At 47.6% G+C, this 23813-nt stretch carries 23 protein-coding genes; 17 read left to right on the forward strand and 6 right to left on the reverse strand.

All coding sequences use genetic code 11. The features are described from left to right. The first annotated feature begins 9 nt into the window (after positions 1 to 9). The 3 genes from ftsZ to JSU04_07465 are packed head-to-tail and all read left to right on the forward strand — an operon-like array spanning position 10 to position 2984. A complete protein-coding gene (gene ftsZ / locus JSU04_07455) occupies positions 10 to 1761 on the forward strand; it encodes a cell division protein FtsZ (protein MBS1970128.1) in 1752 nt (583 codons plus the stop codon). A gap of 3 nt (positions 1762 to 1764) precedes the next feature. Further along, positions 1765 to 2511, forward strand: a complete 747-nt coding sequence (locus JSU04_07460) for a UDP-2,3-diacylglucosamine diphosphatase (GenBank protein MBS1970129.1) — start codon at positions 1765 to 1767, stop codon at positions 2509 to 2511. Positions 2512 to 2552: 41 nt separating this feature from the next. Then, positions 2553 to 2984 (forward strand): hypothetical protein, encoded by a 432-nt coding sequence (locus JSU04_07465; protein ID MBS1970130.1) that lies wholly within the window; start codon positions 2553 to 2555, stop codon positions 2982 to 2984. 58 nt (positions 2985 to 3042) lie between these two features. Here the strand turns inward: JSU04_07465 and JSU04_07470 are convergent, their stop codons facing one another. Beyond that, complete coding sequence (locus JSU04_07470; protein ID MBS1970131.1) at positions 3043 to 3657, reverse strand: hypothetical protein; 615 nt, start codon at positions 3655 to 3657, stop codon at positions 3043 to 3045. Positions 3658 to 3868: 211 nt separating this feature from the next. Between JSU04_07470 and JSU04_07475 the strand changes: the two genes are divergently transcribed. Together JSU04_07475 and JSU04_07480 are read left to right on the forward strand one after the other, a co-directional pair. Beyond that, positions 3869 to 4426 (forward strand): NUDIX hydrolase, encoded by a 558-nt coding sequence (locus JSU04_07475; protein MBS1970132.1) that lies wholly within the window; start codon positions 3869 to 3871, stop codon positions 4424 to 4426. A gap of 94 nt (positions 4427 to 4520) precedes the next feature. Then, a complete protein-coding gene (locus tag JSU04_07480) occupies positions 4521 to 4877 on the forward strand; it encodes a hypothetical protein (protein MBS1970133.1) in 357 nt (118 codons plus the stop codon). Here the strand turns inward: JSU04_07480 and JSU04_07485 are convergent. Continuing rightward, a complete protein-coding gene (locus JSU04_07485) occupies positions 4874 to 5224 on the reverse strand; it encodes a hypothetical protein (protein ID MBS1970134.1) in 351 nt (116 codons plus the stop codon). The genes JSU04_07480 and JSU04_07485 overlap by 4 nt on opposite strands. 108 nt (positions 5225 to 5332) lie before the next feature. Continuing rightward, entirely contained in the window at positions 5333 to 6316 is a 984-nt protein-coding gene (gene hemB, locus JSU04_07490; protein ID MBS1970135.1) for a porphobilinogen synthase, read from the reverse strand. Between the two features lie 140 nt (positions 6317 to 6456). Here hemB and JSU04_07495 point away from each other — a divergent pair, with 140 nt between their 5' ends. The 9 genes from JSU04_07495 to hemH all read left to right on the forward strand — a co-directional run bounded on the left by JSU04_07495 (position 6457) and on the right by hemH (position 16150). Next, complete coding sequence (locus JSU04_07495; protein ID MBS1970136.1) at positions 6457 to 7326, forward strand: hypothetical protein; 870 nt, start codon at positions 6457 to 6459, stop codon at positions 7324 to 7326. Continuing rightward, positions 7317 to 8807 (forward strand): hydroxymethylbilane synthase, encoded by a 1491-nt coding sequence (gene hemC, locus JSU04_07500; GenBank protein ID MBS1970137.1) that lies wholly within the window; start codon positions 7317 to 7319, stop codon positions 8805 to 8807. Before JSU04_07495 ends, hemC begins: the two co-directional genes overlap by 10 nt. Next, positions 8783 to 10078 (forward strand): glutamate-1-semialdehyde 2,1-aminomutase, encoded by a 1296-nt coding sequence (locus JSU04_07505; GenBank protein MBS1970138.1) that lies wholly within the window; start codon positions 8783 to 8785, stop codon positions 10076 to 10078. The genes hemC and JSU04_07505 overlap by 25 nt, the downstream gene beginning before the upstream one ends. A gap of 80 nt (positions 10079 to 10158) precedes the next feature. Beyond that, the gene (locus tag JSU04_07510; GenBank protein ID MBS1970139.1) at positions 10159 to 10926 is read left to right on the forward strand and encodes a HAMP domain-containing histidine kinase; all 768 of its coding nucleotides are present in this window, start codon (positions 10159 to 10161) and stop codon (positions 10924 to 10926) included. After that, positions 10923 to 11594: a response regulator transcription factor gene (locus tag JSU04_07515; GenBank protein ID MBS1970140.1), complete on the forward strand. Its 672-nt coding sequence runs from the start codon at positions 10923 to 10925 to the stop codon at positions 11592 to 11594. The genes JSU04_07510 and JSU04_07515 overlap by 4 nt, the downstream gene beginning before the upstream one ends. A 12-nt stretch (positions 11595 to 11606) precedes the next feature. Next, positions 11607 to 12629: a uroporphyrinogen decarboxylase gene (locus JSU04_07520; GenBank protein MBS1970141.1), complete on the forward strand. Its 1023-nt coding sequence runs from the start codon at positions 11607 to 11609 to the stop codon at positions 12627 to 12629. Next, on the forward strand, positions 12626 to 13990 hold the full coding sequence (gene hemN, locus JSU04_07525) for an oxygen-independent coproporphyrinogen III oxidase (protein ID MBS1970142.1): 1365 nt from the start codon (positions 12626 to 12628) through the stop codon (positions 13988 to 13990). Before JSU04_07520 ends, hemN begins: the two co-directional genes overlap by 4 nt. Beyond that, positions 13987 to 15192: an FAD-dependent oxidoreductase gene (locus tag JSU04_07530; protein ID MBS1970143.1), complete on the forward strand. Its 1206-nt coding sequence runs from the start codon at positions 13987 to 13989 to the stop codon at positions 15190 to 15192. Before hemN ends, JSU04_07530 begins: the two co-directional genes overlap by 4 nt. Continuing rightward, positions 15179 to 16150: a ferrochelatase gene (gene hemH / locus JSU04_07535; GenBank protein MBS1970144.1), complete on the forward strand. Its 972-nt coding sequence runs from the start codon at positions 15179 to 15181 to the stop codon at positions 16148 to 16150. Before JSU04_07530 ends, hemH begins: the two co-directional genes overlap by 14 nt. Here the strand turns inward: hemH and JSU04_07540 are convergent, their stop codons facing one another. After that, complete coding sequence (locus JSU04_07540; GenBank protein MBS1970145.1) at positions 16151 to 17365, reverse strand: hypothetical protein; 1215 nt, start codon at positions 17363 to 17365, stop codon at positions 16151 to 16153. A 104-nt stretch (positions 17366 to 17469) separates the two neighbouring features. Then, complete coding sequence (locus tag JSU04_07545; protein MBS1970146.1) at positions 17470 to 18132, reverse strand: hypothetical protein; 663 nt, start codon at positions 18130 to 18132, stop codon at positions 17470 to 17472. Between the two features lie 410 nt (positions 18133 to 18542). Between JSU04_07545 and JSU04_07550 the strand changes: the two genes are divergently transcribed. Genes JSU04_07550 through JSU04_07560 form a run of 3 tightly spaced genes read left to right on the forward strand, consistent with a single transcriptional unit; the run spans position 18543 to position 22051 of the window. Next, positions 18543 to 19040, forward strand: a complete 498-nt coding sequence (locus JSU04_07550; GenBank protein MBS1970147.1) for an ankyrin repeat domain-containing protein — start codon at positions 18543 to 18545, stop codon at positions 19038 to 19040. Positions 19041 to 19042: 2 nt separating this feature from the next. After that, positions 19043 to 20479, forward strand: a complete 1437-nt coding sequence (locus JSU04_07555; protein MBS1970148.1) for a catalase — start codon at positions 19043 to 19045, stop codon at positions 20477 to 20479. 60 nt (positions 20480 to 20539) lie between these two features. After that, positions 20540 to 22051 (forward strand): alkaline phosphatase family protein, encoded by a 1512-nt coding sequence (locus JSU04_07560; protein ID MBS1970149.1) that lies wholly within the window; start codon positions 20540 to 20542, stop codon positions 22049 to 22051. A gap of 48 nt (positions 22052 to 22099) precedes the next feature. On the opposite strand, the gene recN is transcribed toward JSU04_07560, so the two are convergent. Continuing rightward, a complete protein-coding gene (recN, locus tag JSU04_07565; protein MBS1970150.1) occupies positions 22100 to 23797 on the reverse strand; it encodes a DNA repair protein RecN in 1698 nt (565 codons plus the stop codon). Between the last annotated feature and the right edge of the window lie 16 nt (positions 23798 to 23813).

Genomic DNA, 23813 nt, shown 5'->3' on the forward strand with positions numbered 1-23813 from the left:
GAGGAGCGAATGTTTGAATTAGAAGAGAATATCAGTATCGGGGCCAACATTAAGGTTGTTGGTGTCGGTGGTGGCGGTAGTAATGCAGTCACAACCATGATCGAGTCAAATATGGGCGGTGTCGAGTTCATCGTAGCAAATACTGATATCCAAGCGTTGAACGCGAATAAAGCACCTTCTAAAATTCAATTGGGTCTTGATTTAACAAAAGGTCTTGGTGCAGGAGCCAACCCCGATATCGGTCGTCGCGCGGCGATTGAATCTTACAATGAAATCGTCGAAAAACTTGAAGGCGCTGACATGGTTTTCGTCACTGCCGGCATGGGCGGCGGTACTGGTACCGGGGGAGCTCCAATCGTAGCGAAAATCGCTCGCGAATTGGGTGCACTCACGATCGGTGTAGTGACTAAACCTTTCTTCTTCGAAGGTAAAAAACGTTCTAAGCACGCTGACGGTGGTTTGGCTGAGCTGAAAGAAAACGTTGATACCCTCATCGTTATTCCGAATCAAAAACTTCTTTCGATCGCGACCGAAAAGACTCCACTTTTGGAAACTTTCAAAAAAGCGGATGAAGTTCTTTTGCAAGCGGTTAAAGGGATCTCTGATTTGATCAACATCCGTGGTTTGATCAACTTGGACTTCGCAGACATCCGCACTGTCATGGCTTCTAAAGGTATCGCAATCATGGGTACTGGCACAGCGAAAGGTCAAAACCGCGCTGTCGAAGCGGCTACTGCGGCGATTTCTTCTCCTCTTCTCGAAAACATCCGTATCGATGGCGCTACTGGCATCATCGTCAACATCACGGGTGGTTCTGACCTGAGCCTCCTCGAAGTGAACGAAGCGACTATGTTGATCACAGAAGCTGCTCATGAAGATGCTGAAATCATCTTCGGTGCGGTGATCGATGACAACATGAGCGATGAAGTTCGTGTCACTGTGATCGCAACTGGTTTTGCTCAAGAAGACCGTCAAATGGCTTCTGATACCATCAACCAAATGCAGCAGTTCTTGAACGGCACAGGCATCCAGTTCCCTGGTATGAATGCATCTTCTAGTATGAATATGCTTCCACCAATTCCTGCGATTCCAAACATGCCGAATATGATGCCGCAAATGCCACAGATGCCGGCAATGCCTCAGTATCACCAGCCACAAGCTCCGGTGATGCCAGCTGAATTGCCACCTATTCAAACGGTACAAACTTCTGTGATGAACTACACTCAAACTGTTGAGCAGCAACCAGCAGCTCCAGCGGTTCCGGCTTATGTTCAGCAAATGCAACAGATGCAGCAACAGCATCAGCAGCAAGTAAGCCAACCGGTTTACCAAGCTCCTGCTCAACAAGCGGCTCCTGTAGCTCCGCAAATGCCAATGCAGCAACCTGTTCAACAGCCGATGCAACAAGAGCAAGTGGCGACTCCAATCGCTCCGATTGCTCCACAGCAAGCAGTTCAGCAGCAAGCCGCTCCGCAAATGCAACAACCACAAATGCCACAAGCTCCAAATCCAGCGGAAGCAGCAATGTCTCCTCGTGATATGTTGATGGCTAAAGCACGTGCTTTCAAAGAAAGCCAAGATTTGAAAGCTCGTCATACACAACCAGAACAATTGTCTATGAACGTGGATCATGAACAGCAATCTCTCGAAGAAGCCCGCAAAATGGCTCGCGAGGTGCTGAGCTCTCCATTTTCTGGACAAAACCTCGAAGTTCCTGCTTTCATCCGCAAGAAACAAGGTTTTGACCTGAATAAAGAATAGAAATTGGAAGCCTGGTTTTTATCTGACATTCACATAAAAACAATGCAAGAGCGCAACAGTGACATCCTGTTGCGCTTTTTGCATTCTCTGCGCGAGAAAAACCCCCAAGAGATTCACTTGTTTTTACTCGGAGATATTTTTGATCTTTGGGTGGGTGGTTCAAATATCTTTGTTAAAAAATTTCAGCCACTGGTTGATGCGATTCGTGATTTGAAAAATGCCGGCGCGAGAATCACCTACATCGAAGGCAATCACGACGTCCACATTGATTCTTTCTGGAAAAAAAAATTAGGTGTCGAAGTTTTTGTCGAAGCTCAGTTTTATAACATCAATGGTTTAGAAATACGAGTAGAGCACGGTGACCTCATCAACCTCGATGACCACACTTACTTAAAATACCGTTCCTTTATTCGCAGACCTTGGGTGAAGCCACTCAGTTGGATTGTCCCCGGTAAATTCTGGGATGAGGTAGGGAACTATGCAGCCCGTAAGAGCCGCAAGCGCAGCCATGTCTATAGAGTTCGCAATGAAGAAAAGCTTAGTCAGATGATCCGCGCTCACGCTGAACGTGTGTACTCTGAGCATCCTTACGATGTCATTATCTCTGGCCACATGCACGTGTACGACGATTATCAGTTCCATGTTGGGGACAAAACGGCCCGTTCCATCAATCTCGGCAGCTGGTATGGCCCCGAGGTCAAAGTGTTAAAGCTTTCCAAACAGTCTCTGGAATGGGTCCAAATAAATTAAAGCGAGTACAAGTTTATGGTTTAGTGTGATGAGATATTCACATGGAACTAAAACTAGATAATTGGGAAAGCTTTCTCTACGAATCACGTCCTTTTGCCTATGTCGCGCTTGGTGCCTACGCACTGGCTGCCGATAAGCCGGATCTTATATGGATGGCAGCTGCGGCGATTCTGATCTTCTGCGGGATCGTTGTGTTGCGAATGAGATTCGCGGCTCGCGCGGGATCCACGCTCGAGTCTCTCTATTACGAAAGCTTGCCTTTTCTCTATCTCGGCATTGGCGTGTATGCATTGGCATTTATGAACTTCTCGAAGATTGCGGTGGGCAGTGGAGTGATCTTACTGTTCTGTGCGACCCGTGTTTTCCACTGGCGGATCCGCAATCGCCGTGCGGTTTTGAGGGTGATCGGTAACAAGCCTGCCGATGTTAAAAAGAAAGCAGCTGAGAGCACAACGACTCAGCCGCAGCCATAGAAAATAAAAAAGCCGGTTTTCCAACCGGCTTTTTTCATTCTTATATTCTAACTTAAAATTAGAAATTCAAAGTGTAAGCAATGCTACCTTGAATACCTGACAAAGTGGTTTTCAAGTCGCTGCCGTTGATCTCAACTTCTTGGTTCGAAGCGGCTTGAGAAAGACCAGGAACAGTACCGCTGGCTGAGCTTGCAAGGTTTCTTTCGATTGGCAAGTAACGAAGATTTCCTTCGATGCTCAAGCAGTGTTCTGGAGTAAAGCAGAAGTCTACACCGAGACCACCCATTGCACCGAAGGCGCTACCAGCAAACGCGATCGAGTTACCACCAGCGCTGATATCACCGCTCATGCGGCCATAGCCAAGACCGGTTTGCATGTAGAATTTAATGAAGCTGTTTTCAAGCGGGTAAAGACGGAAGATTGGAAAAACCGTCAAACCAGAAAGTTTGTAGTCATAAGAGTTACCGCCGCCAGAACCTGTCGCGCTTTGCATGACGTATGAAGGGCGGAAGGCAATCGCAAACATGGTACCGCTAAAGCGATATTGATATTGCGCAAAGAGTTCGTAAGCAGAACCCATGTCGCCGGTGTCAGCTCCTGCTGCGCGTGCTGTTTTAATCAAAGAGTTGATGTCGTCTTGTCCAGCAGTTAGAAGACCAAGACCGAATTCCATCGAGTGACCACCACCACCGCCGCCACCGCGGGCTGCAAATGCATTAGGTGCGCTAAACGCAATGATAAGAATTCCAACTACGGCGGAAAGCATAGATTTTTTGAATAAAGACATTTCGTATCCTCCGTGAAACGTTTTAGATCTATAATAGGTTCTAAGAGGAGAGTGCGCTGAGCAAGTTAAGTCTCCTTGTCATAGACAAAGGGCCAGCATGAAAAAAGTGAGCGGAAAATTAGTCGAAACAAAATTGAAATCAGATCTTGTCTACCAAGGCTCTTTCTTGAAAGTTCTCCGAGACGAGGTCGAGCTTCCAGACGGTAATAAGGCCACTCGTGAATACATTCCTCATCCTGGAGCGGCAATGATTATCCCTGTGACGGATCAAGGTCAGCTCGTGATGATTCGTCAATTCCGCTATGCAGTTCAAAAGATTTTTATCGAGTTTCCTGCGGGAAAAATTGATCATGGCGAAGACGCGCTTGAAACTGCGAAACGAGAACTCGAAGAAGAAACCGGTTTGGTGGCGAAAGACTATCGTCACCTCACAACGATTCATCCGGTGATTGGTTATTCCAATGAACGCATTGAGCTTTATTTAGCAAAGGGCCTCAGCGCCACAAAGCAACGCCTTGATCACGGCGAGTTTTTAGATGTGTTTGAAATTCCCTTCGCAGAAGCGATGACGAAACTCCAGAACGGCGAGATCACTGATGTGAAAACAATGGTGGGTCTCTTCTGGTACAACCAAGTCGTTAACGGGAAGTGGTAACTTGCTCGGACACTTCCGCCTTTCGGATATCGCGGCGCTTCTATGAGTAATACGGCCCGGTATTGTTTTTGATAGGCCTCTGCGAGGAGGTTTTATGATTTACAATACGCCCTATCAAGACTTGATTGCGGTCAAAGGCATCACGCAAAAATTTTTAGAGGAATACAAAGAAGAAAATGGTTTTTACCCACAAACCAAGCCTGGTATTTTCTTCAATAGTACTTTCGTTGGCCTTCAAGTAGAGGGATATCGGCACGAGCTAGTAACAAGAAAACATCCAACGAGAACTAAGTGGGAAAATCTTCTAGAAATGTCTCCAGATTTTTATACCTCTTATGAAATAAATCTGGTTCGAGAGGTCTTAGAGGAAATTACTAACTTAGAAGTTTCAGTTCGTGAACAGCCTGCAGAAATTGCCAAGGCTTTTAGGTTTAGGCTAAATCTAATTTAAGAAACTTTTGAGAGCTTCATAACATGCCAAATTTCGATAGCAATATCGTCGCCTTTTAAATGGAACTCAGCATGTATTTCTTTGCCGTTGAGCTCGCTGAAGAATTCCTCTTTCTTCTCAATAAGAAGACGCGGGCTGAAAGTATCTCTGTTTTCTACGAATTCACAGTACTTTTCAAAATTGGTGAACTCGAAAACTCTTTTAGGAGTCATCTCGAACTCATGGAACTCTATAAGATAGTAGATATTTTCAGATTTCTTCAGGATAAAATCTAAGAGGCAGCGTTTGATTTCAACGCTGAGTTCGACTTCATTTTCACGATAGCCTGAGAAATATTTTTCGATCATGGCTTCTTATCGGAAATAGGGGCTATCGCCTCAAGAGCCAAGGCTTAGGTCTGGGGCGAATGGTATAATATACGAGTGAGTCGTCTATTATACCATTTGATTGGAAGACTATTTTTTCTTCGCAAGAATCTGAGCCGCTTCTTTCGCGAAATAAGTTAGAATCACATCAGCGCCTGCACGGCGGATCGCCATCAAGCTTTCCATCATTGCTTTTTCGCCGTCAAGCCAGCCATTTGCAGCAGCAGCTTTGATCATCGCATATTCGCCACTCACGTTGTAAGCGGCCACAGGGACTGTGAAATTTTGCTTTAGTAATTGAATGATATCCAAGTACGCCAACGCCGGTTTCACCATGATCATGTCGGCACCTTCATTCACGTCAAGACCTGCCTCCAGCAAGGCTTCACGCGAATTGCGTGGATCCATCTGGTAAGTTTTCTTGTCGCCGAATTTAGGTGCTGAATCGAGAGCATCACGGAATGGACCATAGAAGCTCGAAGCATATTTCGCAGAGTAAGCAAGAATGCCGGTATTCTCAAAACCTTCGGCATCCAGAGCGCGCCGGATTTCACCGACACGTCCGTCCATCATGTCAGAAGGTGCGACCATATCAGCACCTGCGCGAGCTTGAGCCAAGGCCATTTTCACCAATACTTCAATCGTTTCGTCATTCAGAATTTGGCCGTCGCGAACGATGCCGTCGTGACCGTCGCTGGAATAAGGATCCAGGGCGACATCAGTAATCACGCAAGCATCCGGGAACTTGTCTTTAATTTTTTTCACGGTTGTTGGCAAAAGGCCGCTCGGATTGAAGGACTCATCCGCCGTGGAATTCTTCAAAGAATCGTTGATCGCAGGAAAGAGGGCGAAGGAATGGACTCCTAAAGCCTGACATTCTGCTATTTCTTTAAGCAGATTGTCAGCGCTCAGGCGGAATTGACCCGGCATCGACTTAATCGCGATCTTTTGATCCTGACCCTCGCACAAAAAGACGGGATAAATCAGGTTGTCGGCACTGATAGCGGTTTCAGCGATCATGTTACGGAGGGCTGGAGTACGACGATTGCGGCGGGGGCGATTGATAATGTCCATAGAACCCGTTTTCGCAGATTCCAGCGGGAAGTAAAGTCTTCTCAGGACCTTCGTATCGCTTTGAGTCAATCGGTCCTAAAATTCGCCGTAGATGACAATTAAATGACAATTCAAGGCCGAAAATGCAGTACATAAGAGTAATGGAAGACGTCTCTATTCTACATCGCCGTGGCCACGGCAAGGCTTTGCCAGAACTGACCGAAGGTCTGGTTTGGAAGACTTGCTTGCGCCAGATTGCCTTTGTACCAGCCGGTGCGAACGTGATTCCTTACGAAGAGGGCGATGAGATCTATTCTGGAAAAGACGCCTTCGCATTCTTGCTCGAAATCATCTGCGGCTTGCAATCACCGATCGTGGGCGAAACCGAAATCTTCGGTCAGTTCAAAAACTTCGTTGGGACCGCACTTGAAAAGCAAACCTTTCTGACTTTGCAGCTTCGCGGTTTCTTTCAGTCGTTGATTCAAACGGCGAAGAGCCTTCGCGCCGAACACTTGGTGGGCTTGGGCTCACAAGGTTACGGCAGCCTCGTTCGTAAGCTTGCGAAAAACGACAAAGCCGTGACTTTGCTCGGTTCAGGTCAGTTGGTTGAAGAAGTTCTTCCTTGGGTTGCGAAAGAGAAATCACTGCAAGTGGTTTGCCGCAATCCCGAGAAGGCACAGAGATTTGTTGAAAAATATCCGGCATTGAAAATAGATTCTGTTACAAGTGCGCAAGAGGTCTTCTCTTGTGTGGTTGTGGCGGCGCCGCTTACGGATGAAGCGCTTCTTCAATGGCTGAAGTCTTACAAAGTTCAAAAGATTCTCGATCTGCGTGGTGAGCTGGAAAAGCCTGAGCTTTTCAAAGATTACCAGTTCATTGGCCTCAAGGACGTTTTCAAGAACATCGAAGAAAATAAGAAAGATCTCAGCCAGAGAGTTGTTGCTCTCAAGGAATTGGTGCAGAGACGCGCGCAAGAATATTTCGAGCGCACTTTGCATCGCCCTTATGGCTGGGAGGACCTGTGCATCTAAAAATCTCCGCGCGAAAAAGTGACCTCGCGCGGTTGCAAGCTTACCAAGTCGGTGAAGCTCTTCAAAAGAAAATCCCTGGAACAGAAATTCAATACAACTTCCGCGAATCCCTCGGAGACAAGAATCTCAATGATCCTCTCTGGCGCATGCCTGAGAAGGGTGTTTTCACTGAGGACTTCGTGCAGGATCTGCTGGATGGCAAGACCGATATGGTTGTGCACTCGTGGAAAGATTTGCCGACAGCTCCGCGCATAGGCACAAAAATCATTGCGACTCTGCCACGCGCAGATCAGCGTGATTTATTCTTGTTTAAGAAATCCTCTGAGGCGCGCGTTCGCTCGAGTGGTGAACTGAATGTGTTTAGCTCATCGCCTCGTCGTGCTTACAATCTTGAAGGCTTTTTGAAAGACCATCTGCCTTACAACTTGAGCAAAGTTCAATTCCACAACGTGCGTGGCAATATCCAGACGCGCGTTCGTAAAATGCTTGAAGATGACTCTGTTGACGGCCTTATTGTGGCAAAAGCGGCGATTGATCGCCTGCTAACGGTGAAAGCCTCTGAGTTTAGTGAAACTCGTCAGTTCTTGCGTGAAACTTTGAAAGAACTCAATTGGGTGGTTCTGCCTTTATCGGTAAACCCGAATGCGGCGGCTCAGGGCGCGCTTGCGATTGAAATTAAAGAGGGCCGTGAGGATCTTGAAAAGGTTCTCGCGCAAATCGATTGCCGTGAGACTTTCGCTGCTGCTCAGAAAGAGCGCGATGTGCTTGCGAGCTTTGGTGGTGGTTGCCATCAAAAAATCGGTGTCGCGGTTTTGAAGCGTTCTTACGGAGATGTGTTCTTCCTAAAGGGGCTGACTGATGCGGGCCAAATCTTAAATGAAAAATCATTGCTTCGTGCTTATCAGCCAAAGAAGTTTGCGGCAGATATGCTCGCGAGTTCAAAAGAACTCAAGGTCGAGCGCACTCATTCCTTGAAATTTGAAATTCCTCCGGGTGTTCAAGGCTTGTGGATCGCGAAAGCTGAAGCCTTCCCTGAGTCTTTATCATTTAGCGGTCTTGTTTGGACCGCGGGTTTACAAACCTGGAAGAAAATCGCCAAGCTTGGTATTTGGGTCCATGGTTCGAGCGAAAGCCTTGGCGAGGACGAGAACCCGCAAATCGAAACTTTGTTTGGCTCCGCAGTTCGCTGGGCTAAATTAACCCATAAAGATGCTCCGCAAGAGCCCGGCAAGGACGTCGTTGCGACATACCAAGTCGCCGTTCACGCTGAGAGCTGGAATATGGGTGCTCGCGAGGCGTTCTATTGGAATAGCGGGTCTCAGTTTTTGGCGGCACTCGCAAAAGAGCCTGAGCTGCGGCACAAAAGACATGCCTGCGGGCCAGGAAATACGTATAAAATATTACGCGACCAATTGGGTCCTCAGGCCCCTATTGAAATTTATTTGGATGAAGAGGATTGGAGAAAATCATGCAGTCTTTAGAACTTTTTGAACGTGCAAAGAAAGTAGCCCCAGGGGGAGTGCATTCTCCGGTTCGTTCTTTCAAAGGCCTCGATCACCATCCTATCTTTTTCAAAAAAGCTCAGGGCGCTTACCTGACAAGTGTTGAAGACAAGCAGTACATCGATTTCTGCCAAAGCTTCGGTCCGTTGATCTTGGGTCACCGTGATGCAGACGTCGCTGAAGAAGTTCATCGCATGATTGATACGGCTTGGACTTTTGGTGCTTGTGAGATTTACTCACTCGAGCTTGCTGAGTGGATGACTTCGAACTTGCCATGGGTGGAGAAACTCCGCTTCGTTTCTTCTGGCACAGAAGCTGTGATGAGTGCGCTGCGTGTAGCGCGTGCTGCAACTAATCGCTCTAAGATTTTGAAATTCGAAGGCTGCTATCATGGCCACGCCGATCAGTTGCTTGTAAAAGCGGGCAGCGGTCTGGCGGGTACGGCGGCTTCTAGCAGCGCCGGTATTTCTCCGGAAATCGCGGCGACAACTTTGGTTACTCCACTCGATGATATTGCAAAGCTTCGTGAGGTGTTCACGGCCCAAGGCAAAGACATCGCGGCTGTGATCATTGAGCCATTGCCGGCGAATTACGGCCTTTTGGTTCAGCGCCAAGAATTCTTGAATGAAGTTAAAAACCTCTGCAAAGCTAACGGAGCGTTGTTAATCTTTGATGAGGTGATCTCTGGATTCAGAACGGCTTTCGGCGGCATGGTGGAACTCACGGGTATTCAGCCTGATCTTGTTACCTATGGTAAAGTCATCGGTGGCGGTTTCCCTGTGGGTTGCTACGGCGGTCGCAAAGACTTGATGGATCTGGTTGCTCCGAACGGCAACGTTTATCAAGCGGGGACTTTGAGCGCAAACCCTGTGGGGATGCGTGCGGGTCTGACGACTTTGAAGAAAATGAAATCTTTGGACGGCTGGAAAGTTTTGAATCAAAGAACGGCAAGCTTCTGCCAGAAATTGCAGAAGGGTTTTGATGAAATCAAAGCTCCAGTGCAAATCTCTTCGCACAGTTCATTGTTCTGGATCCACGGTCGTGTGAACGAGCCCATTCGCACGATTGAGCAAATCCCGCAAGCTCAAGGCGAGAACTTTAAAAAGTTGTTCTTAAAATGTTTGGACAAAGGTGTTTACCTTGCTCCGAACGCTTACGAAGTTGGTTTCTTGTCGATGGCTCATACAGATGCCATATTGGACGAAGCTGCGAGCAAAATCTTGCAAGCTTCTCGTGAGGTTTTCGGATAGTGGGGAAAGTTAAGACCCTTCTTGCCACCGTTTGGTTTTTCTTTGTCGTCTCTTTAGTCGGCTGGTGGTGGATTTATTTCATGAACTCGATCGTTGCGGCAAGCGGACAAGAAATGAGCCGCACGCATCGTATGTTCATGTGGGAAGGGAGTATTCTTCTAGCGGCTCTCGTGATCGGGGGGCTTGCTTTGATTTTCCTTTCTTATCGCGATGAAAAACGCCACGAGCAGCTCAGAACTTTCTTTGCGACTTTCAGTCACGATATTAAAACTTCTATTACGCGCTTGCGCCTGCAGGCTGAGGTCCTGGAAGAAGACGGTGCTTCTCAACAAAGCCCGGTGCTTCAACGTCTGATTAAAGATATCTCTCGTTTGGATCTGCAGCTTGAGAACTCATTGCTGCTTTCTACCAGTGACGCGCAGAAATTGTTGATCGAGAAAATGTCTTTGTCGAAGTTGATCGAATCCATGCGTATTCAGTGGAGCGAACTCGATTTCCGTTTGCAACAAGATGCCGAAATCGTCGCGGATAAACGCGCGATGGTCAGCGTTCTTCGAAATCTGATTCACAATGCAGTCTTGCACGGCCAAGCAACATCAATCGAGATCTCTGCAAAAGCAGTCGGATCCGAGCAAATTGAAATTGCGGTTCAAGATAATGGCAAGGGCTACAACGGTGACGTGGATTTGCTGGGGGCTGAAGTGCTGCCATCAAAGAACGAGCGCGGCAATGGCATTGGTTTATATCTCTGCCGTCGTTTGGTTAAAAAGATGGGCGGAGATCTTCGCTTTGAACATGCAAAGCCTGGCCTTCGCGCCGTTGTTCTGATCACCGGGAGACCTCTATGAGAAAGATTCTTCTCTTAGAAGATGATGTCTCCTTGGGCGAGACACTGAAAGAGCGTCTCTCGAAAGAGTATAATGTGTTCTGGGCGCAGAATGTGCGCACAGCAAAGGAGATCCTCGGTAAAGAATCCGGTCTTGATCTTGTGATCTTGGATTTAGGTTTACCTGATGGAACTGGCTTTGATGTTGCGGAATATATCCGCACGCAGGATCAACATCCGCTCTTTATTTTTCTGACGGCTCAAGCAGATGCTGAAGCGCGGCTCAAAGGTTTTGAACTCGGCGCTGAAGAATTTATTCCAAAGCCGTTTCACCTGAAAGAGCTGCTTATTCGCGTAAAGCACGTTTTAGAATCGCATGCGCCTCAAGCGGAAATTTCAATTGAGGGCACCGTGATTAATTTCACGACGATGTCGGTGAAGAAGGCCGATGGGCCGATCGAGTATCCGCCTTTGACGGATCTCAAGATTTTACAGTTATTAATTGAACGCGCGCCTCGCGTGGTCAGCCGTGATGAGATTATCAACGAAGTGTGGGGGCAGGATAAAAATCCGAGCCATCGCACGATTGATAATACCATCGTTCGCCTTCGCCAGTTGTTTGGCGATAAAGGTGAGGAATTCATTCGCTCCGTTCGCGGTGTCGGATACCAATGGTTTAAAGAGAACTAAGGAAGTAGTACTATGTCGAATATTCTTTTTCAAAATGCCCTTCAACGTAAACCGCAAAACACGCCGCCGATTTGGTTCATGCGCCAAGCGGGCCGCTATCATAAGCACTACCAAAACCTCCGTAAGGATCATAGCTTCGACGATCTTTGCAAAAAGCCAGAGTTGGCTGCGCAGGTCGCTTTAGGTCCGGTTGAAGATTTCGATTTCGACGTGTCGATTCTCTTTAGTGATATCCTTTATCCATTGCAAGCTCTCGGTATGGGCTTGGAATACACTGATCATGGCCCTCGCTTGGGCTTCCAGCTGACTCCTGACAATATTCAAAGCTTAAAGCGCGGCGAAGACGTTGTCTCTTTCATGAACTTCCAGAAGGAAGCTCTTCAGCAGACACGTGCTGTATTGCCAAAGAATAAGTCTTTGATCGGCTTTATTGGCGGCCCGTGGACTTTGTTCGTCTATGCGGTTGAGGGTTCTCACGCCGGTAGTTTGACACAATCTAAGAAGTTGATCTCGCTCTTCCCTGAATTTTTAAAGAAGATGTTACCATTATTGAAAGAAAACATCCGCTTGCAGTTAGCTGGCGGTGCTGAAGTCGTGATGATCTTCGATACAGCGGCAGGCGAGTTGTCTCCGCTAGATTTCAAGAAGTGGATTCAACCTGTTTTGAAAGAACTCAACGCCTTGGCGCCGGGTAAAATCGGTTACTACTCGAAGAGCACACAAGCTGCGTACTTCGACCAAGAGTTTTTGAGCTTGCCGTGGGCGGGGATGGGTTTTGATCACCGCTGGAACCTGACGAAGTGCTTTGGTTTGGCGAAACAGGGTTTCGTTCAGGGCAATTTCGATCAGAGTTTGTTATTTTTAGACAAACCCCAGTTCCAAGAGGAATTGGGAATTTATTTAGAAAATATGAAGTCACTGTCTGTTGAGGAAAGAGCAGGATGGGTGAGTGGCCTTGGCCACGGCGTCTTGCCGAAAACTCCAGAAGACAATGTTCGCCTCTTTGTCGAGACAGTACGAAAGGTGTTTGCATGAGTTCAAGCTCTGATATTTCAAAGCTCATCGCGAAATACGATGTGCAGGTACCTCGTTATACGAGTTATCCCACTGTGCCTTACTGGGAAGAAGCTCCTCGCCACGATCAGTGGGTGGATCATCTTCGCCACACATTGCAGGATTCTAACAGCCGCTGGTCGATGTACATGCATCTTCCGTTCTGTGAAAGCCTCTGTACTTTCTGTGGTTGTAACACCAGCATCACGAAAGATCATAAAAAGGAATCACCTTACATTGATTCCTTGTTGAAGGAATGGAACGCCTACAAAACACAAGTGCCGGAGTTGATGCAAAGTCCGCTGACGCATCTTCATTTGGGTGGCGGAACGCCGACGTTCTTCTCGCCAGAGAGCTTGAAGACTTTGATTTCTGCAATCTGGAAAGACATCAAGAAGGATCCTCACCATTTCGAGGCGTCCATCGAGGTCGATCCGCGTAGAACAACGGTTGAGCACTTGAAAGTTCTCAAAGAACTTGGCTTTGACCGCGTCAGCATGGGTGTTCAGGATTTCAATCCTGAAGTTCAGCGCCTGGTAAATCGTATTCAGCCTTACGAGATCACTGCCAAACTGACTGAAGAAGCCCGCGCCATGGGTTTCCGTTCAGTGAATTATGACCTCATTTACGGTTTGGCTAAGCAAACAGCAGAATCTTTCGCGGAGACTGCGAAACTGACTGTGGCTTTGCGCCCGGATCGTATTGCGCTATATAGCTTTGCTTTGGTTCCGTGGATTAAGCCGGCCCAGCGCCTGTTTAAAGATGAAGACCTTCCGGCGGGAGCTGAGAAGCGCCGTCTTTATGAGATCGCCCGCGAGATCCTGATGAATGCAGGCTACGTTGAAATTGGTATGGATCACTTTGCCTTGCCTTCGGAAGCTCTCAGTATGGCGGCGCAAAGTAAGAAGCTGCATAGAAACTTCATGGGCTACACGGATCAAAAGAGCGAAGTGCTTCTTGGTTTGGGTGTCAGTGCGATTTCTGAAACTCCGTGGAGCTTCCATCAAAATGAAAAGCTTTTGAATATTTACCAAGAGCGCGTTGAAAAGGGCGAAATCCCTACTCATCGTGGTCACGTTCACACGGAGGAAGATCGTGAGCGCCGTCAGCAGATCTTAAGCCTCATGACTCAGTTGCAAGTCGACTTGAACAGTCCTTCGCAGGCGGCTGCGGCTAAGAGCTTCTTAGGTGAGATGATGAAAGATGGCCTGGTTGAAGTGACTGAGAAAGAAATCCGCGTCACCGAGAAAGGGCGTCCTTTCTTGCGTAATGCTTGTGTCTTCTTTGATGAGCGTCTTCGTAACAAGCAACCACAGACTCAGGTCTTCTCGAAATCTATATGACGAAAAAAGTAGTCGTTGTCGGTGGCGGTTTTTCAGGTCTTGTGACGGCTTACTACTTAAGCCGCCGCGGGATGGACGTGGAACTCCATGAAGCAAGCTCCCGTTTGGGGGGATTGCTTGGCAGCGAAAGACTTGAATCCGGCCTGGTTGAAACCGCAGCCAATGGATTTATTCTGAACGACGCTTTAGTGGAATTGCTGGAGGACATCGGCCTTGAATACATTCGCCCACTCAAAGGAGCGCGTAAAAGATTTATTTTTCGTGACGGGTTTAAACGCTGGCCTTTGAATATTTTTGAAACTTTCGGTTTGATCTCGAAAGCTCTGCCACGCTTTTTCTTCCGCCGCCCTTCGTTTAGACCGCAGACAGATGAAACTGTGTGGACCTGGGGGCTTCGTTGTCTCAATAGAGCGGCGACGAGATATCTTTTAAGTCCGGCTCTGCAAGGAATCTACGCGGGGGACGTTCACAGAATGAGCGCAGAACTTATTCTCGGTCCGATGTTTGGCGGTCAAAAGCAGAAATATCGTGGAACGGTGTCTTTCAAAAAAGGCATGGGTGAATTCGTCGCAGCGATCGAGAAGAAACTCGTTCATCAGGGCGTGAAGATCCATTTGAATTCATTTTATCAAATTGAAAACTTCGCAGTTCCCCATGTTGTTTGCGTGTCAGCAGCCGCGACGGCAAAAGTACTTGAAAAAGCCGCGCCTGCCGTGGGTGCAATGCTGTCGCAGATCGAAGTATTGCCGGTGCTCAGTGCGACGGTCTTTTTTGAAAAGCCGCGCTTTAAGATTCAAGGCTTCGGCGTTTTATTCCCGGATGATCAGCAGTATCGTGTGTTGGGGATTTTGTCTCCGACTCATATCTTTGAAAATCGTGGTCCTGAATACAGCGAAACTTGGATTTTCGGTGGCGCACATTCTCCGGAAGTTCTCGAGAAGTCAAATGAGCAGATCCTGGAGCTTATTCAAAGCGAACGCACGCGCATTTTTGGTCTGACGGATAAAGTGCGTGAATACCGCATGCATCCGTGGCCGAAGGCGTTGCCACACTATACTTTAGAACATAAAAAACTCCTCAGTGAACTACAGTTGCCAAAAAATCTATATTTGAATGGCAACTATATGGGCGTGATTGGTCTTAGCAAAATTCTTATTCGCAGCAAGGAACTTGCTCAGAAAGTTATCAATGGCATCAACTAAGGGCGTATTGCTCATCAATATTGGCACACCGGATTCTCCAGAAACGAAAGACGTTGCAGTTTATCTCCGAGAATTCCTCATGGACGGAGAAATCTTGCCGATTCCAGCATTCTTTCGCTGGATTCTTGTTCATATCGGAATTGTCTGGAGACGAGCGCCGGTTTCGGCAAAAAAATATCAATCGATCTGGACCTCGCAAGGTTCGCCGCTGATGGTTCACTCGCTTGCGGCAAAAAAGAATTTGCAGGCGGAACTCGGCGATGACTATGCGGTTGAAATCGGCATGCGCTATGGGAATCCGTCGATTGAAAGCGCACTGCTCCAGTTCAAAAACCGAGGCGTGAAAGAGGTTTTCATTTTGCCTCTGTATCCGCAATATTGCCGGGCCACGACGGAGTCTTCGTTCAAGAAGGTGGACGAGATGATGCAAAAGCATGGTCTCACTTTCCATTTGCATAAATTGCAGTCATTCTGGTCCAACCATCAATTCATTCAAGCTGTGGCGGATGAAGCTAAAAAGAGTCTGCAGGGAAAAAAGGTCGACTACTATTTGATGACCTATCACGGCCTGCCAGAAAGTCAGAATAGCAAAATGGATCCAATGGATTCGTATAAGCTCCGCTGCCAGGACACTTCAAAGCTGGTGGCCGAAGCCCTGGGGCTTGGTCCACATCAGTGGAGCGTATCCTTTCAGTCCCGCGTAGGAGTTGAGACTTGGATCAAGCCCTACACTGACGAAGAACTCAAAGCTCTGCCGGGCCGAGGCATCAAGAACCTCGCAGTTTTGTGCCCAAGCTTTGTTGCTGATTGCTTGGAGACCGTTGAAGAAATCGGCATGGAAGGCAAAGAGACCTTCTTGCACGCGGGCGGAGAGAACTACTATCTTGTGCCGTGTGTGAATGGCCGTGCCGATTATCTAAAGAGCCTCGTTCGAGAGCTGGAAAGTACTGAAAAGTAGTTATCTCTTCCAAACTTGCATGCAAGAGACGCGATCCACGCGTCGTCCTTCGATGCGCGGATAAATGCGGGTGTAACCCCATGGATCGCGCGAGCCAGAGTTGTAATCATAGATGTCGTTTTTAATTTCTGAAGTGCGGGATTTGAATTTATTCGGAAAGAGGACGGCTTCAGTTGCAATTCTGACCGTGTTTTCCCAGATCGCTTGCTCGTCTTTGCCAGGTTTAAAGTTCTGCCACGAAGCTTTGTTCGGATCCGAAGGCGGGCAGAGAGCTTTTTGCAGGCTGCCGTTGATTTGACCACCCTCGTGGTATTTCATCCAGACATTAAACTGCGACGGTGTCGTCACAACCCGAGCAATGTCATCGACCTTGTCGCTGCGGCTGGCATCAGAGCCAATAAACGCCTTCTTCGTTTTATCAGGCGCATCGGCACGATTGCTGGCAATCTTTGCGATCGCCATCGGATACTGCAAACCGTGCTTGTAGCACCCGGCCATTTCACCATAAAGCGTGCGAGCCAAGGCATCAATATCCGCAACCTGTTGCAATGTCACCGGTTTGCCATCGGGACCAAGAATTTTTGGCATTTTTCTCTGAAGGCTTGGCAAAACCATGCTGTCGAAGGCATTGCCGGCAGGATATCTGGAAGGCGGTTTTGCAGGATTAATCACGCACTGACCAACGACCTCGCTGAGTGATTTTGCGATGTCTTTGACGCCTTGATTGCCAACGGCCTTTGTTACAGGTGCCATTTTCTTTTTTACGTCAATGATGGCTTGATTCGGATCGCCTGGAGGACAGTCTCTTTCGGGTTTGCTATTGCTATTGTCATCGCCGAAGAACGTTTTGTTCTTTATCTTTGAAAGATAAGAAGCATCCACCCAGCCGGTGTCATGTTTTTTATAAACGACACCTTTCACAGTGCGTTCATACGAAAAGTCGACGAGGACGAACTCTTCGTTTTCCATTTTCCCCGTGTAAGGGTCTTCGACTTTCATCTTTTTAGGGGCGGAAATGATTTTGATCTTTGCTTTGTTGTCGAGCCAGCCGACAGGGTGGCAGGTTGAGTCGCTTTTGCAGGTCTTCCAGTTGTTGCCGGGCTTTGCGAAGACAGAAACGATCTCATCGTCTTCGACGTCGAGATAGGCGGCCTGTTCAATGGACCAGGCGTTCAGAGCTGTCAGCAATACCGCAATAAGAACTGGAAACTTCATCAGAAGTTTATCGAGTTTTTAAGAGCGGAACTTAAGGAAATAGATGTCTTATATTGAGAAAGTGAACGCGAATGAGAGGTCACTCGCGTCCTTAGAGTTTAGAACTAGAAAGAAGCGCCCAAATAGAAGCGTAAGAACTGATAGCTTGTAACTTTTGCGATGTTATTCCAGCTTTTCTCAAGATCTGCGCGATCTGAGTCATTCAAGTTTGTGCCGGGATTGTAAGTCGTTTTCAAGACGGCGATTGGAGGATTCACACCGATCCAGTCGCAACCCATTGTGAAGTTTTCCCATTGCCATTGATTACCGATAGCCACATTGCCAACCAGAGACTCTGCTTCTCCGATGGTGCCTGATTGTTTTGTGTAACCTGTATCGATATCAGAAGCAGAGATGCTGCGGTAGTCGGCACCGATTTTTCCATAGAAAGAGTTGCCGAAGAAACGCTTGTAGTTTGCTCCTAAAGTCGTTGCATTCATATTGAAGAACCAAAATGGCAGAGTTCCTTTCGAGAACTCCGCTTGTAACATGGAGTTGCGATCTAAGAAGAGTCCGAAATTCACACCAGCAGCGGGAACCGGAGAGACCGCGAAACCTGTCAGCTGTGCCGTCAAGGTATAATCTTTATTCATACGACGATGCTCACTAGAATCCTCGAGGATGCTTGTGCGTTTGACAAGGGTGACATTTTCCGACCGTGCGGCCTGTGCGTTGACTGTTGCCATTGCCGTTAAAAATGCCGTCATAACGAAATACTTGAGTTTCATGCTTACTCCTTCATGTGATCATCAATCGTTTGCTATTCCCTCATTTGCTTTTGCAATGTGGAAGCCAAACGGGCCCGCCGTCTCAAACTGAGACAGCAGGCAGGAGCTTGTTTTTACTGAGTAAAAATAGAACTCGGCGGTGATTTTAAATGTTGATGTAGACTCGCGTATTACACCATTTCGTCTAAAGAGTCCTTCCGAGCGAATCGTCTATAGGACGACCGAATCGTATAACAGACGATTTGATCTAAACGATCTTTGTAATCCAGGTCAAAGCGAAATCTCCTATTCTGTTTGATTTTTAGGGGTTTTAGAAGTCTATATAGTTAATTTCTATAACTGTATAGGTTTATAATATTTAAAATCTATACGTTTTTCGCCGATCCTAAATGGGTAAACAGGAGGCGAAAATGAGAAGCTACGACGAATACATTCAGCAGAATCCTCAAGATGTGCAGTTGTTTGAGTATGCTCGTACTGGCAACCTTCTAGCGGTTCGCAAAGAACTGGCCGAGAATCATTCTCTCGATATTAATTTGAAGGACCACAAGGGCTATTCAGCATTAATGTATGCCGCCTACAACGGTCATAAGGACTTAGTGATTACACTGATCGCCCAAGGTGCAGATATCGAGAGCCCTGACAAAGGTGGCAGCACGATCCTGATGGGTGTTGCCTTTAAAGGTCATACAGAAATAGCCGAAATCCTCATCGAAGCGGGAGCTGATATTCATGCGACGAATTTTACCGGCATGACGGCTCTGCAGTTCGCACAAATGTTTGGGCGTAATGAGATTATTGCGCTCTTAAGTCAGCACGAGCCAGGGTATTTCACCCGCAAGTACGATCAGCTTCGCACGTGGGGATATTACCTCAGCCAGAAATTGCAATTTAATAAGGAGACGTAGTCATGAAGAAAACACTCACCACCGCCGGTGGCCAGCCGGTTTCGCAAAATCAACATTCCCTCACAGCGGGCGCTCGCGGACCGGTATTGCTGCAGGATTTTCATCTCATCGAAAAACTTGCGCACTTTAATCGTGAGCGCGTTCCAGAACGCGTCGTTCATGCGAAAGGCTCCGGTGCTTACGGCACATTCACGGTGACTCAGGATATTTCAAAATATTCTCGCGCCGCCGTTTTCTCGAAAGTCGGCAAAAAGACAGATGTCTTTCTTCGTTTCTCGACGGTGGCCGGTGAAAAAGGCTCTGCTGATACAGAACGCGACCCGCGTGGGTTCGCTGTGAAGTTTTACACAGACGAGGGCATTTGGGATGTCGTTGGCAATAACACGCCGGTTTTCTTTGAGCGTGATCCGCTCAAGTTCCCGGATTTTATTCACTCCCAAAAGCGGGATCCGCGAACGGGATATAAAAATCCATTCCGCATGTGGGATTACTGGGCGAAGTCACCGGAAGGTCTTCATCAGATGACGACACTGTTTAGTGATCGCGGAATTCCAGATGGCTATCGCTTTATGCACGGCTTCGGCAGCCACACGTTTAGCTTCTGGAATAAACAGGGTGATAGATTTTGGATCAAATTCCATTTCAAATCTATGCAAGGAATTAAGAACCTAACTCCAGAGCGTGCAACAGAGCTTGCCGGCAAAGATCCTGACTATGCAGGCCGCGATCTCTTTGAGGCGATTGAAAAAGGTCAGTTCCCTCAATGGCGTTTGATGATCCAAGTGATGCCAGAGAAAGAGGCTGAGACCTATCACATCAATCCATTTGATCTCACGAAGGTCTGGCCACATAAGGATTATCCGCTTCAAGAAGTCGGGATTATGGAGCTCAACCGCAATCCGCAAAACTATTTCGCGGAAGTCGAGCAAGCGGCGTTTTCTCCGTCGAATTTGCCACCGGGTATTGGTGCCTCTCCGGATAAGATGCTACAGGCGCGTTTGTTTGCTTACCCTGATGCGCAAAGATACCGTATCGGCGCGAATTACCAGCATTTGCCGGTGAATCGTCCGAAAAACGATGTGAACTCGTATCAGCGTGATGGAGCCATGCGCTTTGATGGCAACGGAGTCGCGGACAACTACGAGCCGAATGGTTTCGGCGGTCCGGTGCAGGATGAAAGCTTTGCGGAGCCACCGCTGAGAATCTCCGGCGATGCTGCTCGCTATGATGCGCACAAAGGCAACGACGAATACACACAGGCAGGTGATTTATATCGCCTGATGAGCAAAGACGAGCGTGATCGCTTAACTTCGGTGATCGCAGGCACAATGCAAGGCTTGCCGGAGAATATCCTGCGTCCGAATATTGAGAACTTTGCGAAGTGTGATCCCGAATACGGAGCTGAAATCGCGCGCAAAGTCGGCCTAAAATTAAAATAATCTTAATTTGTCTAAACACAGGAAGGTCAGTTAGCATTATTGCTTACAAAGGACCTTCCTGTGATTAGATTTGTTCTATTTGCCGCTGTCTGCTTCGGCATGATCAATGCTCAAGCGCTGACTCTTGAAAAGTACTCGAAGAAACCAAAATTAGTTGTGTTATTGGTGATTGACCAATTCCGTGCGGACTATCTGACAAAATATAAAAATGAGTTTATTCCTGCCGTTGGTAAGAACGACGTCGGGGGTTTTAATTACTTGATGAGCAAAGGCGCCTATTATCCTTTTGCTGAGTACGACGTCGTTCAATGTATGACTTGTCCGGGCCACGCCATGATTGCAACGGGAACTCATCCTTATTTCACGGGCATTCCGTTGAATGATTGGTACGACGTTGCCGGTAAAAAGAAAACTTACTGTGCTGAAGATGCAGAGTTTGGAATTTCTCCGCGCCGTTTAAAGACAACCACATTCGGAGACGAGCTTAAAAATATTTCCGAGAATTCAAAAGTCGTTTCTGTCGCTTTGAAAGACCGATCTGCTGTCATGATGGGCGGACATCGTTCGGATGTGTCAGTATGGATGGACTTTGATCAGTTTGCATGGACGACAAGCAAGTACTACGCGAAAGAAGCGCCAGCATGGGCTCAGCAAGCAACAGAAAGTCTTCGTAAGGCTGGTACGCTGAAAAAAGATAATAAGACAGAAAACCTCAAAACACTGATCACTCCGGTGGGTGCAACGGTCACTCGTGAAATCGCAGAAGCTGCGCTCAAAGGTGAAAACCTTGGTAAGAATGGCCGTACAGATATTTTGGCTGTCAGCTTTTCATCGCACGATATGGCCGGGCACCAGTTCGGTCCAAATTCACCAGAGCTCAAGGCGATGACGTTGGCTGAAGATAAAGAGATCTCAAAGCTTCTGAACACAATCAAGAAGCACGTGGGCTCTTTGAATGACGTCGTGATTGCGCTGACTGCGGATCATGGTGTTGCGCCAAGCGTGGACTATGCTCAAGCAAATAAGCTTGATTCAGGCCGTATTGAGTACTTGGCATTGTATAAAAAAATCTACGAAAGACTCGACGCTAAGTTTGGTAAACCTGCAAAAGAGTGGATCGTTGCAGGCGTGAGCTACAATTTCTATATCAATCCGGAAGCTTTGAGTGACCGTAAAGTGAGCTCTGAAGATGTTCAGGCTGAAATCAAAGACGTGATGAAGACTCAGCCGGGAGTTTTCGAAGTTGCGACTCGCTCAGAAATCGCGAAAGGCATCTTGCCAACAGGCGTGCTGGCAGATCAGGTGTCTCGCCAATACATTCCAGGCACCAGCGGCGATATCCTTTTGATTCCGAAGCCATTCTATATCAGTAAGGGTGAGGCGCCTGTGAATCATATGACGGGTTATGCTTACGATAGAACGGTTCCGTTGATTGTTCTCGGCCCGAATATTAAGCCAGGTATTTACAACGTCGGCAAAGTCATCGACCTTGCACCGACATTAACATTCATTATGGGTGCGATGCCTCCGGCATCCGTGACGGGTCGAGTATTAAAAGAGATCTTTGAGTAAAACGAAGATATAAAAAAAAAGCCGGCTCTTAAGCCGGCTTTTTTGTAACTAGTGAGCTTCTTTTAAAAGCTGCTGGGCATGATCCAGACTTGTTTTTGAGATCTTCTCACCAGAGATAAGTCTCGCGATTTCTTTCACGCGCTCTTTATCAGCAAGTCCGACGACTTCCATCGTGACGGAATCCTTCTTCGGAGCCTTCTGAATAAAGAAGTGAACATCACCGAACGCCGCCACCTGTGGCAAGTGAGTGACACAGATAACTTGCTGGCCTTTTGCGATGCTCTTCAACTTACGGCCAACCTTTTCAGCGGTTTGACCGGAAACGCCGGTATCCACTTCGTCAAACAAGTAAGTGCGTGGCTGGTTCGAAGAACCTACAACGCGCTTGAGTGATAACAAAATACGCGACAACTCACCACCGCTGGCAAACTTCGCCAGAGGGCGTTTAGGATCCTTCGCAGACGTTTGGCTCATGAACTCAACATCGCTGAAGCCAGAAGCTGTGAGGTTTTCAAGCCTCGTAATAGAAACCTGGAAAGTCACACCTTTCATGTTTAAATCCAAGAGCTCAGCATTCACACTGTCTGTGAGGAGCTGAGCGCCCTTTTCACGACGTTTGTGAAGATCCAAAGCGATCTTTTCCATTTCTTTCATCAATGCGGTTGATTCTTTTTTCAGTTCTTCGATGCGGGTTTCAGAGTTCTGCAAATTGCTGATCTCTGTTTCCATTTGCATCAAGGCCGCCAAGATATCATCAACCGTCGGACCGTATTTCTTTTGCACTTTACGAAGATCGCTGAGGCGCTCTTCCAAAGATTCGAGGCGTTGCGGATCGCCGTCGATTTTATTGACGTACTGACGAAGATCATAGATGCAATCATCGATCAAAGTCTTCGCCTGTTCAAGTACGTCGATTTTACCAGCAAGCTGCGGATCCAAGGTCGCGATCTCGGCGCCACGCTTTAAAATCGTGTTAATGCGGTTCATGGCAGAGTCGTCGTCAGAGTACAGAGCCTCTTCCGCTGTATCCACAAATTGGAACAGACGGGAAGCGCTTTTGAGTTTCTTCACTTCGGCTTCGATCTCAACATCTTCGCCCGGAGACAAATCCAAAGCCGCGATCTCATCGCGCTGGAAGGTCAAAAAGTCCAAGCGTTGGGCTTTTTGTTTGGCGTCGCTTTCAAGTTGTTGGATCTCAGTTTTGATTTCCTGATAGCGCTCAAAGTGTTTCTGATAAGCATGGCGCTTATCCCATGTGCCCGCATATTGATCGAGCAAATCCAAGTGATAAGCCTTCGATAGCAGGTGGCGATTTTCGTGCTGACCGGTCATTTCAATCAAGGGAGCTGAATGGCCCGCGACTTCAATGAGTGGCGCCACGATATCACGCAGATTCGCCAAGGTGCTCAACGTGCCGTTCAGGTAAACCTTCGACTTGTCGCTGCCGGCACTGATGGTGCGACGAACGATTAAAGTACCTTCTTCGACTTCGATGCCGAGCTCTTCAAGGTTCTTGCGAATGTCTTTACGATTGCGGATGTCAAAGGCGCCTTCGATGGTCGCCATCTGCGCGCCTGTACGGATCGTGTCTGCCGAGGACTTTTCACCCATAAGCAGGGCCAAGCTTTTCAACAGAACGGATTTGCCGGCACCGGTTTCACCGCTCAGGATGTTCAAGCCTTCTTCGAATTCAATATGAAGATTATCAATGATAGCGAAGTTTGAAACTTTGAGTTCTAAAAGCATATTCCCCCTCAAATAC

This window comes from Bdellovibrionales bacterium (assembly GCA_018266295.1).
Classification (GTDB): Bacteria; Bdellovibrionota; Bdellovibrionia; order Bdellovibrionales; family Bdellovibrionaceae; genus JACMRP01.

Bases quoted from the DNA above. Each gene is read 5' to 3' on its own strand.
- ftsZ (MBS1970128.1), top strand. From the start codon at position 10: ATGTTTGAATTAGAAGAGAATATCAGTATCGGGGCCAACATTAAGGTT.
- JSU04_07465 (MBS1970130.1), top strand. From the start codon at position 2,553: ATGGAACTAAAACTAGATAATTGGGAAAGCTTTCTCTACGAATCACGT.
- JSU04_07470 (MBS1970131.1), bottom strand. From the start codon at position 3,657: ATGGAATTCGGTCTTGGTCTTCTAACTGCTGGACAAGACGACATCAAC.
- JSU04_07475 (MBS1970132.1), top strand. From the start codon at position 3,869: ATGAAAAAAGTGAGCGGAAAATTAGTCGAAACAAAATTGAAATCAGAT.
- JSU04_07480 (MBS1970133.1), top strand. From the start codon at position 4,521: ATGATTTACAATACGCCCTATCAAGACTTGATTGCGGTCAAAGGCATC.
- JSU04_07485 (MBS1970134.1), bottom strand. From the start codon at position 5,224: ATGATCGAAAAATATTTCTCAGGCTATCGTGAAAATGAAGTCGAACTC.
- hemB (MBS1970135.1), bottom strand. From the start codon at position 6,316: ATGGACATTATCAATCGCCCCCGCCGCAATCGTCGTACTCCAGCCCTC.
- JSU04_07495 (MBS1970136.1), top strand. From the start codon at position 6,457: ATGGAAGACGTCTCTATTCTACATCGCCGTGGCCACGGCAAGGCTTTG.
- JSU04_07510 (MBS1970139.1), top strand. From the start codon at position 10,159: ATGAACTCGATCGTTGCGGCAAGCGGACAAGAAATGAGCCGCACGCAT.
- JSU04_07515 (MBS1970140.1), top strand. From the start codon at position 10,923: ATGAGAAAGATTCTTCTCTTAGAAGATGATGTCTCCTTGGGCGAGACA.
- JSU04_07520 (MBS1970141.1), top strand. From the start codon at position 11,607: ATGTCGAATATTCTTTTTCAAAATGCCCTTCAACGTAAACCGCAAAAC.
- hemN (MBS1970142.1), top strand. From the start codon at position 12,626: ATGAGTTCAAGCTCTGATATTTCAAAGCTCATCGCGAAATACGATGTG.
- JSU04_07530 (MBS1970143.1), top strand. From the start codon at position 13,987: ATGACGAAAAAAGTAGTCGTTGTCGGTGGCGGTTTTTCAGGTCTTGTG.
- hemH (MBS1970144.1), top strand. From the start codon at position 15,179: ATGGCATCAACTAAGGGCGTATTGCTCATCAATATTGGCACACCGGAT.
- JSU04_07540 (MBS1970145.1), bottom strand. From the start codon at position 17,365: ATGAAGTTTCCAGTTCTTATTGCGGTATTGCTGACAGCTCTGAACGCC.
- JSU04_07545 (MBS1970146.1), bottom strand. From the start codon at position 18,132: ATGAAACTCAAGTATTTCGTTATGACGGCATTTTTAACGGCAATGGCA.
- JSU04_07550 (MBS1970147.1), top strand. From the start codon at position 18,543: ATGAGAAGCTACGACGAATACATTCAGCAGAATCCTCAAGATGTGCAG.
- JSU04_07555 (MBS1970148.1), top strand. From the start codon at position 19,043: ATGAAGAAAACACTCACCACCGCCGGTGGCCAGCCGGTTTCGCAAAAT.
- recN (MBS1970150.1), bottom strand. From the start codon at position 23,797: ATGCTTTTAGAACTCAAAGTTTCAAACTTCGCTATCATTGATAATCTT.